Source organism: Bradyrhizobium sp. 23 (assembly GCF_023073295.1).
Taxonomy (GTDB): domain Bacteria; phylum Pseudomonadota; class Alphaproteobacteria; order Rhizobiales; family Xanthobacteraceae; genus Bradyrhizobium; species Bradyrhizobium canariense_D.
In genome coordinates this window covers 35,226-45,012 of the sequence record NZ_JADPJF010000044.1, presented here as the reverse complement: position 1 = coordinate 45,012, position 9,787 = coordinate 35,226, and the positions used below count along the sequence as shown (strand labels likewise).

Sequence of the window (9,787 nt, the reverse complement as noted above, 5' to 3'; positions counted from 1 at the left end):
AATTTCAGCGTCGTCAACGGCGGCGGCGGACGCTCCGACCTGTTCCAGGCCGGCGCCTTCGTGCGTCACACTATCGGCGCCGCTCATGTCTCCGGCGCGCTCGCCTATGGCTGGCAGGACATCACCACCGACCGCACCGTGACGATTGCAGGCGCCGATCGCCTGCGCGCGCAGTTCAACGCCAACGCGTTCTCCGGTCGCGCCGAGGGCGGCTACCGGTTTCTGACGGCGTGGGCCGGTGGCCTCGGCCTTACGCCCTATGCCGCCGCCCAATTCACCACGTTCGACCTGCCTGCCTATGCGGAAACTGTCGTTTCCGGCGCCAACACCTTTGCATTGGCTTACAGCTCCAAGAGCGTCACCGCGACCCGCAGCGAGCTCGGCGTCCGCGCCGACAAATCCTGGGCAATCCCGAACGCGATCCTCACGCTGCGCGGCCGTGCAGCCTGGGCGCACGACTTCAACCCGGACCGCGCCATCAACTCCACCTTCCAGACGCTGCCTGGCGCCAGCTTCACCGTTAACGGCGCGCGGCAGGCCAGCGAGGCCGCGCTGACGACGGCGTCCGTCGAAATGAAATGGATGAACGGCTGGTCTGCGGCGGGCACCTTCGAGGGCGAGTTCTCAGACGTCACGCGCTCTTATGCCGGTAAAGGTGTGGTGCGGTACGCTTGGTAGGCCGCTGATCGCAAGAGCGCACCTGCTGAACCCCTGTCAGACCGGATCCGCCCGCAGCAGCGTGTCCACGGTGATGGTGCCGCGGGCGCGCGAAACGCAGGCGCAGATCTTCTGGTTGCTTTGCTTCTGATGGTCGCTGAAGAAGACGTCGCGATGGTCGATCTCGCCGTCGATGGCGACCACGTCGATGGCGCACAGGCCGCATTCGCCGCGCTTGCAGTCGTACATCACGTCGTGGCCGCTGGCGTTGAGGACATCAAGCATCGAGCGCTCGCGCGGGATCTCCAGCTCGACATCGGAGCCCTTCAGGCGCACGCGAAATGTCTCGGTCGGCAGCGTGCCGCTCGAACCGAACGTCTCGTAGCGGAGATCGGGAAGCGGATGGCCGGCGCCGATCCAGGCGTGGCGCGCGGCATCCAGCATCCGCATCGGGCCGCAGAACAGCGCCAGCGTGTCTTTGGGCACCGAGGCGAACAGGGCGTCGGGATCGAGCCGCTTGCCCTCATCGCTGGCGTGAACGACCAGGCGATCGCCCAGCGTTGCGGCGAGATCGTCAAGATAGGCGGCCTCGCTGCGCGAGCGCACCGCGTAATGCAGCGTGACATCGGTGCCGCGCCGGGCCAGCGCCTGCGCGGCACCGAGGATCGGGGTGATGCCGATGCCGCCGGCGATCAGGCAGTAGTTTTGGCGTGCCCAATCGACGGCGAGCAGCGAGGCGGGCGTCGTGATGTCGAGCCGCGCGCCCGGCCGTAACGACCACATATAGCGCGAGCCGCCACGCGAGTCCTGGGCGCGGCGCACGGCGATCCTTAGACCCTGGGACGAGGCTTCCCCGACCAGCGAATAGGACCGCGTCTCGGGCTGCCCGTCGATGGCAACGCTGATATTGATGTGGCTGCCGACCGGATAGGCCGTGCCGTCGAACTGGTCGGGCCGGATCAGGAATTCGCGGATGCCGGGTGCGAGATCGCGCATCGAGACGAGCGTCGCCGGAATCCAGGTTTCGATGAAGCGCATGGCACTCCCCTCAATCGGTTGCGGACCTGATCAGCGCGAGCGCCGGCAAGAGGTCGAGATGGGTCCGGTTGCGCAGTGCGAGCCGCAAATTGCGCACCGCGAGCCGCGCATGCTCGCGCATGACCGCTTCGGCGCGGGCGCCTTCGCGGTTCTCGATGGCGTCGATCACGACGCGGTGGTGCTCCTGCCCGATGATCAGGATTTGCTGTGCCTCGGGCAGCGCCGACTGCGCCATCACGAAACCGCTCGGGGACGCAAACGGCAGCGACGAGGCGCGGTCGATCTGCCGGATCAGCGGCGGGCTTCGCGACAATTCGGTGAGCAGGGCGTGGAAGCGCGCGTTCAAAGTGACATAGGACGAGAACGCATCCACCGAGATCGGGACCTGGCGCAACAACTCGTCGATCGCGGCGAGGCACTCCTTCAGCGGCTCGAGCTCGCGCGCGGAGACGCCGCGCTCGGCGGCAAAGCGCGCGGCGAGCCCTTCGAGCGTTCCGCGCAGCTCGATGGAGTCGGAGATGTCGCGCTCGGAGAACGCCTTCACCATGAAGCCGCCGGAGGGAATCGCCTCCAAGAGGCCCTCCTCCTCCAGCCGCACCAGCGCCATGCGCACCGGGGTGCGCGAGGCGCCGGTGGTCTCCACCGCCTGGAGCTCGGAGATGCGCTCGCCCGGGCGCAACGAGCCCGACAGGAGCTGGTCGCGCAGCGCGAGCTGCGCCTTCACGGTCTGCGAGACGGAGCGGTCGACCTCACGCTCGGCCATGTCGGCTTACTCCGCGGCCTGGAGGTGCTGCGGCGGGTTTTCCTTCGCCACCATCTTGTCGATCAGCTTGCGCGTCCACATCGCGCCGGCGTCGATGTTGAGATTGTAGAAGATGCGATCCGGGTTCTCGTCCATCGCGCGCTGCTGCGCCTCGAGGATCAGCTCGTCCTCGTGGAAAATGCCGGAGACGCCCTCGCGGATCTCGGTGGTGATGCGCTGCTCACCGAGCTGATAATTGCGCACGAAGGCCCAGAAATAGTGGCAGGTCTTCTCGGTCTCCGGCGTGATGGTGTTGAGCACGAAGCCGTTGACGCCTTGCGAGCGGTCGCCTTCGGGCGCGCCGGTGCCGGTCGGCGCCACGCCGACGTCGATGGCAATGGTGCACGGCGCCTCGAAGCGGATGATCTGCCAGCGATCGACGAGCCCGGACTTGCCGAGCTGCTTGGCCCAGAACGGCGGCGCCTCGATGCCGCGCATCCAGCGCGTCACCGTCACCGTCTTCTCGCCATGGGTGACGTCGAACGGCGCCTCCGCAACCGCCTCGTTGCCGATGGACGAGCCGTGCACGAACGTCTCGTGGGTGAGGTCCATGAGGTTGTCGAGCACGAGGCGATAGTCGCAATTGACGTGGATGGTCTTGCCGTCGCCGGCCCAGGCGGGGTCGTGATTCCAGTGCAGGTCGGGCACCAGCGCAGGATCCGCCAGCGCGGGATCGCCCATCCAGAGCCAGATGTAGCGGTGACGCTCGACCACGGGATAGGCGCGCACGCAGGCAGACGGGTTGATGGTCTCCTGCGACGGCATGAAGGTGCAGCGCCCTTGCGCATTGTACTTCAGGCCGTGATAGCCGCAGACGACGGTGTCGCCTTCGAGCCTACCCTTGGACAGCGGCACCAGGCGGTGCCAGCAGGCATCCTCGAGCGCGGCCACCGAGCCATCGGCCTTGCGGTACATCACGACGTGCTTGCCGCAGATCGTCCGCGGCAGCAGTGCCGGCTTCACGTCGGCGTCCCAGGCGGCGGCATACCAGGCGTTCATCGGGAAGGGTTTTGTCACCGGTTCACTCCCAAGGCTTGTGGATACGTTATGTATACAATAGCGGAGGAATGGAATCGTTCAAGGGCGGATGGGAGCGTATTATAATACCTTTATCTCGCATCGTGTATACAAATCTGTTCCGCTGTCATTCCCCGCGAAAGCGGGGAATCCAGTACTCCGCGGCGGGTTGTTGGTTTACTCAACTGGCGCCACGGCGTACTGGATCACCCGCTTTCGCGGGTGATGACACCTGTTGATGCGGCGAGTCTCCCCCCCCGGGGGAGCAGTGGCAGCGGCGCTTTGGCTCGACGACTACGCCCCGAACACCTTCGCCAACCCTGTCTGAGCCTCCTGCTGAATCGCCTTCAGGTGCTCGGGGCTGCGAAAACTCTCCGCGTAGATCTTGTAGACGTCCTCGGTGCCTGACGGCCTTGCGGCGAACCAGCCGAAATCGGTCTCGACCTTGATGCCGCCGAACGGCTGGCCGTTGCCGGACGCCTTGCTCAGGGTGGCGCGGACGGGATCGCCGGCGAGATCCTTCAGGCCGAGCTGCTCGGGCGTGACGGACTTCAGGATGTTTTTCTGCGGCGTGGTGGCGGCGACGTCGATGCGCGCGTAATGGGGCACGCCGAACTCGGCAGTGAGGTCGTTGAAGAGCTGGCTCGGATCGCGGCCGGTCTTGGCCATGATCTCGGCCGCGAGCAGGCCGAGGATGATGCCGTCCTTGTCGGTCGTCCACACCGTGCCGTCGCGGCGCAGGAACGAGGCGCCTGCACTCTCCTCGCCGCCAAAGCCGAAGCCGCCCGTGAGCAGGCCATCGACGAACCATTTGAAGCCGACCGGCGTCTCAACGAGCTTGCGGCCGAGTTTTTTCGCGACGCGGTCGATGATCGAGCTCGACACCACCGTCTTGCCGATCGCGGCGCCCTTGCCCCAGTTCGGGCGGTGCGCGAACAGATAGAAGATCGCGGTCGCGAGATAATGGTTCGGATTCATCAGGCCGCCGGTGCGCGTCACGATGCCGTGGCGGTCGGCGTCGGTGTCGTTGGCGAAGGCGACGTCGAAGCGGTCGCGCATCGCGATCAGGCTCGCCATCGCGTAAGGCGAGGAACAGTCCATGCGGATCTTGCCGTCCCAGTCCACCGTCATAAAACGGAACGTCGGGTCGATCGCCTCGTTCACCACGGTCGCTTTCAGGCCGTAGCGCTCGATGATCGGATGCCAGTAATGCACGGCGGCGCCGCCGAGCGGATCGATGCCGATATTCACGCCGGCGGATTTGACCAGGTCGAGATCGACCACGTTGCCGAGATCGGCGACATAGGGTGTGACGAAGTCATAAACGTGGACGTTCGCGGCTTTGCGTGCCCTGGCGTAGTCGATGCGGTTCACGCCTTTGAGGCCGTCGGCGAGATAGGCATTGGCGCGCTTCTCGATCACGGAGGTCGCGTCGGTGTCGGCCGGTCCACCATGCGGCGGATTGTATTTGTAGCCGCCGTCCTCGGGCGGATTGTGCGAAGGCGTGACGACGACGCCGTCGGCAAGGCCGGAGGTGCGGCCCTTGTTGTAGGTCAGGATCGCATGCGAGATCACCGGCGTCGGCGTGTAGCCGCCGTCCTTGTCGATCATGATGTCGACGCCGTTGGCCGCGAACACCTCGACGGCGCTGACCAGCGCCGGCTCGGCCAGCGCATGGGTGTCGATGCCGATAAAGAGCGGACCGGTCAGCCCCTTTTCACGTCGGTAATCACAGATTGCCTGCGTCGTCGCGAGGATATGGCCCTCGTTGAAGCTGGTTTTGAACGAGGTGCCGCGATGGCCGGAGGTGCCGAACGCCACCCGCTGCGCGGGATCGGCGACATCAGGCTTGCCGGCGAAATAGGCCGTCACCAGCCGCGGAACGTTGGTGAGCGCGTCCGGCGAGGCCTGCTTGCCCGCCGCGGGATGAACATCAACCACTGGATATACCTCGTCCTGTCGTAGAATTGCGCGATACCATAGCATCGGCCAAGCCCCCGCCAAGAGCACAACACCCGCGATGGGGCGGCCGTTCCTGAGATCATGCTATGGTCTTTTGATCGGGGCTTTTCGAGTCGGGGCATGACGCTGTTTCAGAGGCTCTTGGTTGTTCTGATGGCCTGGTTTGCGACGGCTGGCATCGTGCCCGATGCAATGGCCGCGGAGTTCTACACCGAGGACTTGCGTATCCCGATGGCCGAGGCCGGACTGCAGGGGCTGGAGGCGTTCCTGGTCCGGCCGGCCGGGACCAGGCGCTATCCGCTCGCGCTGCTCAGCCACGGCTCGCCGCGCAGTTTCGACGATCGCGCGACGATGTCCGCGCACAAATATTACGGCATCGCTCTCGAATATGCCCGGCGCGGCTTTGCGGCGCTGATCGTGATGCGGCGCGGCTACGGCACCTCGCCCGGCGGGCGCGTCGACAGCGTCGGGGGCTGCGCCAATGCCGCTTACCTGCCGGCGGCGGCGGTCGCGGTTGCGGATTTGCGCGCGGCGATCGAGGCGATGGCGCGCAGGGCCGACGTCACCACATCAGGCATGATCGCAGCCGGTCATTCCGCCGGCGGGTTCGCCACCGTCGCGTTGACCGCGCAGGCGCCAGCGGGTCTCGTCGCCGCGATCAGCTTTGCCGGCGGGCGCGGCTCGCGCGACGACGACGACGTCTGCAATCCCAACGGGCTGGTGCAGGCCTTCGCCACGTTCGGCAAAACCTCGCGTGCGCCGATGCTGTGGGTCTACGCCGCCAACGATTCGTACTTCGGTCCCGAGCTCGCGCGCCGCCTCCATGACGGATTTCGTGCCAATGGCGGCAACGCGAAATTCGTCGCAGCGCCGCCTTACGGCGACGACGGCCACTATCTCTATTCGGTGGTCAGCCGTCCGCAATGGACGCCATATCTCGACGCCTTCCTGCGCGAGCGAGGTCTCGGCCACGATATCCTGAGCCCGCCTGATCCGCTCGCGCCGCCGGGCCAGCTCAGCGAGGCCGCGCGTGCCGAGTTCGCGCGCTATCTCGCCAGCACGGTGCCGCACAAGGCTTTTGCGGTGTCGCCGAACGGCGGTTACGGCTGGCGCTCGGGGCGGGCAACCGTCGACGACGCCCAGCGCGATTCACTTGGCGCCTGCACAAAATGGTCGCCCGCCTGCACGCTCTATGCGGTCGACGACAAATTGGCCGGGGCTGCGCCAAGCACATCAACCGACCAGAGCTCGCGGTCGCGATAGCTTCATTGCGCCGCTGGCCGGTCGCGCCGTCCGAGCCAGGCCGCCAGAAAATCGGTTGTTAACTCGAAAGATATAATACATGTCCATGCTGCGGGATCGAACACACATCAATGCCCGCGCGGCGTGGACACACGTTGCGATCGCTGTGCTTTGGTTGGCATCCACCTCCGTGCACGCTCAGGGCAGCGCTCTGAACGCCGCGGAACCGGCGTTGGCGGCTGGCGGTCACGATGCAGATCTCGGCGCTGGAGAGACGCCGGCCTCGCGGGCGGCGATTCGAAAAATTATCGAAAGAGAAACGGCCAGGACCGATCTGCCCGCCGACATCGCGGAGGCCGTCGTCTTCGTTGAAAGCGGATACAATCCGGGCACCATTGGCGCCGTCGGCGAGATCGGCCTCATGCAAATTCGACCCGAAACGGCAGCGATGCTCGGATTTCGGGGACATAACGCAGAGCTCGCAGAGCCCGATATCAACATCCACTATGGCGTTCTCTATCTGAGCCGCGCATGGCGCCTGGCAGGCGGGGACCTTTGCCGCGCCCTGATGAAATATCGAGCCGGTCATGACGAGGAGTCCATGACGCCGCGCTCCCAGGTCTACTGTAATCGCGCCCGCAATCGTCTTGTCGCCATGAACTCGACGAATGTGGGAAACCAGGCTGCCGCCGTCCCAGATGTGGCACCGGCGCCAACTCCGGCGCCCACCGTCTCGAAGTCGGCGCACAATCAGAAATCAGCGCACAATCAAAACAGACCGGCACAGCCGAAGGACGTTTACGCACGTTACCGTCAAGGCACGGCGGTCGCGAGCAGGGCATACTGGGCAGCACAGGAAGCCCGGGTCCGCATCATCAAGGCTCGCGTCGAAGCCAAGTGGAAACGGGTCGCATCACGCCAATAGAATTAGAGTCGCCTGCCTTGAGACGAGCAGCGATTGGACGAACGACATTTTTGAAACCGGACTTTGAAACCGAACCTGAATAGAGATCATGCACAATAGTTTGAGAGTTTTGTTTGCAATCTTCGCGACCGGCGCCGTGGCGCTGTCGGCCTTTCTCGCCATTCGGTTCCTGGTCGGCTTCAGTGGCTGAACCCGACGGCTCAGCCGGCACCGTTTCGTGCTGCGCCCGGCTTCTAGAGCCGCTCGCTCAGCGCGAGCTTGTAGCCGACGCCGGTGACCGTGGTGATGACGGGCGTGCCGCTGCCGACGAGCTTGCGGCGCAGCCTCGCCACCAAGGCATCGACGGTGCGGATGTCGACCTCGGCCTGGCGATTGCTGACGACCTCGATCAGATAGTCGCGGCTAAGCGGCCTGCCGTCGGCACCGACGAGCGCCGCGAGCAGGTCGAATTCGGCGCGCGTCAGCGCCACCGGCTTGCCGTCGCTGCCGAGCAGCTCGCGCCGCGTCAGGTCGATGATCCAGTCGCCGAAGGCGATCGAATTGTGGTTGCGCGCCGCCTTGCGGTCGATCGAGCGCCGCCGCAGCACGCTTCGCGCGCGCGCGAGCAGATCGCGCAGATCGATCGGCTTGGTGACGTAGTGGTCGCCCGCGACCTCGAGGCCGAGGATGCGATCGACGTCGGTGTCGCGGCGGGTCACGAAGATGATGCCCGCGTTGCTGGTCGCCTGGATCTCCTTGGCGAGATCGAAACCGTCGCCGTCGGGCAGCTGCACGTCGAGGAAGACGAGATCGGTCCGCGTCCGCAGCGCCTGGCGGCATTCCGCGCAGGAGCCGGCGCCGACCACGTCGAAATTGTTCTCGCTGAAATAGCCGACCAGCATCGTCCGCGTCACCGGATCGTCCTCGACGACGATCAGCCGCTCGCGGCCAGCGACACGCAATTCCTGAACTGCGGAATCAGCCACGATGTTGGATGTCCTGTGTGCTTGCGAACTGGCCTGGATGCTCAGGTCGCCGAGCGCGCCGTCCTGTGAACGTACATTCACGACTGTTCGAGCCCCCTCGAATTGCCTGCTGCAACACTAGGCGCGTTATCGCGCCCAAACAACATTGGTCACGATCTGGCCGAATTAAGTATGAATTGGCCCACACTTCTCGTCCCGCGCATCGTGTTCGGGGGCCCCGCACAAGCGGTTGTTGTGGGGGCTGACGGCCGTCCCACGGCCGCTTGCCTCGCCAAACGCTTCAAATCTACTGTAACGCCCGAAAAGTCTGCCCCAGGAGGTGGCGCCATGGAAGTCATCCTGCTCGGCACCGGCGGCCCGCGCCCGGACCCGCGCCGCATGGCGACGACAACGCTGATCAGGCTCGGCGGAGAAAATATCCTGATCGACGCAGGCCGCGGCGTCATGGTGCAGCTCAGCAAGGCCGGCGTGCCGCTCGGCTCCATCAACACGGTCTTTCTCACCCATCACCATTTCGACCACATTGGCGACCTCTACGACGTGATGCTCAATTCATGGATGCACGGGCGCAAGGACGATCTGCGCATCTATGGACCGCCGGATACCGAACGGCTCGTCAATACGCTGGTCACGCAGGTCTACGACAAGGACATCACCTGGCGCGATCAGGGCGAGCCGAGCTTCGGCGGCTGGAAACCTGTCGTCGCGACCGACATTATACCGGGCCCAGTTCGCGACACCGGGCGCTGGAAGATCAGTGCAGAACTCGTCTCGCATGGCGACGGCCTCGACATGTCGCCGGCCTTTCTCGCACGCTGGATGTGTCTCGGCTATCGCTTCGAGGCCGAAGGCAAGGTCATCGCAATTTCCGGCGATACGGTGCCCTGCCCCGGTCTCGAACGACTGGCTGAGGGCGCCGATCTGCTGGTCCAGTGCTGCTTTCTCGCCACGCCGGAGATCGACAACGAGCACCTGCGCCGGCTTGCGAAATTCACGATCGCCTGCGGCGATACAGTCGGCAAGGTCGCGGCCAAGGCCGGCGTCAAGAAGCTCGCGCTGACCCATCACCGGCCTCGCACCGATGAGTCCATGCTGAATGCGCTGCTCGCGGATGTCAGGCGGGACTACGCGGGTCCTGTCGTGCTCGGCGAGGACCTCACGCGGATCGAGGTCTGAGAA

Annotated in this window: 9 protein-coding genes; 4 read left to right on the top strand and 5 right to left on the bottom strand. The window is 65.2% G+C overall.

Going from position 1 to position 9,787, the window contains the following annotated elements:
* On the top strand, positions 1–678 hold a 678-nt coding region (locus IVB32_RS12660; protein ID WP_247410462.1), incomplete at its 5' end, for an autotransporter outer membrane beta-barrel domain-containing protein.
* A gap of 36 nt (positions 679–714) precedes the next feature.
* Here IVB32_RS12660 and IVB32_RS12655 read toward each other — a convergent pair.
* The 4 genes from IVB32_RS12655 to pgm all read right to left on the bottom strand — a co-directional run bounded on the left by IVB32_RS12655 (position 715) and on the right by pgm (position 5,455).
* Positions 715–1,695, bottom strand: coding sequence for a PDR/VanB family oxidoreductase (locus IVB32_RS12655; protein WP_247371206.1), 981 nt, complete (start codon positions 1,693–1,695; stop codon positions 715–717).
* Between the two features lie 10 nt (positions 1,696–1,705).
* Positions 1,706–2,458: a GntR family transcriptional regulator gene (locus IVB32_RS12650; RefSeq protein ID WP_204513794.1), complete on the bottom strand. Its 753-nt coding sequence runs from the start codon at positions 2,456–2,458 to the stop codon at positions 1,706–1,708.
* Positions 2,459–2,464: 6 nt separating this feature from the next.
* Positions 2,465–3,514, bottom strand: a complete 1,050-nt coding sequence (locus tag IVB32_RS12645; RefSeq protein ID WP_198957655.1) for an aromatic ring-hydroxylating dioxygenase subunit alpha — start codon at positions 3,512–3,514, stop codon at positions 2,465–2,467.
* Between the two features lie 294 nt (positions 3,515–3,808).
* The gene (pgm, locus tag IVB32_RS12640) at positions 3,809–5,455 is read right to left on the bottom strand and encodes a phosphoglucomutase (alpha-D-glucose-1,6-bisphosphate-dependent) (protein ID WP_247371208.1); all 1,647 of its coding nucleotides are present in this window, start codon (positions 5,453–5,455) and stop codon (positions 3,809–3,811) included.
* Positions 5,456–5,596: 141 nt separating this feature from the next.
* Here pgm and IVB32_RS12635 point away from each other — a divergent pair, with 141 nt between their 5' ends.
* Both IVB32_RS12635 and IVB32_RS12630 read left to right on the top strand, forming a co-directional pair.
* Positions 5,597–6,739 carry an alpha/beta hydrolase gene (locus IVB32_RS12635; protein ID WP_247410460.1) on the top strand — a complete coding sequence of 381 codons (1,143 nt, stop codon included), beginning with the start codon at positions 5,597–5,599 and terminating at the stop codon, positions 6,737–6,739.
* A gap of 85 nt (positions 6,740–6,824) precedes the next feature.
* Entirely contained in the window at positions 6,825–7,643 is an 819-nt protein-coding gene (locus tag IVB32_RS12630; protein WP_247338864.1) for a transglycosylase SLT domain-containing protein, read from the top strand.
* A 233-nt stretch (positions 7,644–7,876) separates the two neighbouring features.
* Here the strand turns inward: IVB32_RS12630 and IVB32_RS12625 are convergent, their stop codons facing one another.
* Positions 7,877–8,689 carry a response regulator transcription factor gene (locus tag IVB32_RS12625; protein WP_018455028.1) on the bottom strand — a complete coding sequence of 271 codons (813 nt, stop codon included), beginning with the start codon at positions 8,687–8,689 and terminating at the stop codon, positions 7,877–7,879.
* A 246-nt stretch (positions 8,690–8,935) separates the two neighbouring features.
* Here IVB32_RS12625 and IVB32_RS12620 point away from each other — a divergent pair, with 246 nt between their 5' ends.
* Positions 8,936–9,784 (top strand): MBL fold metallo-hydrolase, encoded by an 849-nt coding sequence (locus IVB32_RS12620; RefSeq protein ID WP_247371210.1) that lies wholly within the window; start codon positions 8,936–8,938, stop codon positions 9,782–9,784.
* Positions 9,785–9,787 lie beyond the last annotated feature (3 nt).

What these genes read in the sequence shown, in the direction of transcription:
- IVB32_RS12650 (WP_204513794.1), bottom strand. Translation starts at nt 2,458, where the DNA reads ATGGCCGAGCGTGAGGTCGACCGCTCCGTCTCGCAGACCGTGAAGGCG.
- IVB32_RS12620 (WP_247371210.1), top strand. Translation starts at nt 8,936, where the DNA reads ATGGAAGTCATCCTGCTCGGCACCGGCGGCCCGCGCCCGGACCCGCGC.
- IVB32_RS12630 (WP_247338864.1), top strand. Translation starts at nt 6,825, where the DNA reads ATGCTGCGGGATCGAACACACATCAATGCCCGCGCGGCGTGGACACAC.
- IVB32_RS12655 (WP_247371206.1), bottom strand. Translation starts at nt 1,695, where the DNA reads ATGCGCTTCATCGAAACCTGGATTCCGGCGACGCTCGTCTCGATGCGC.
- IVB32_RS12635 (WP_247410460.1), top strand. Translation starts at nt 5,597, where the DNA reads ATGACGCTGTTTCAGAGGCTCTTGGTTGTTCTGATGGCCTGGTTTGCG.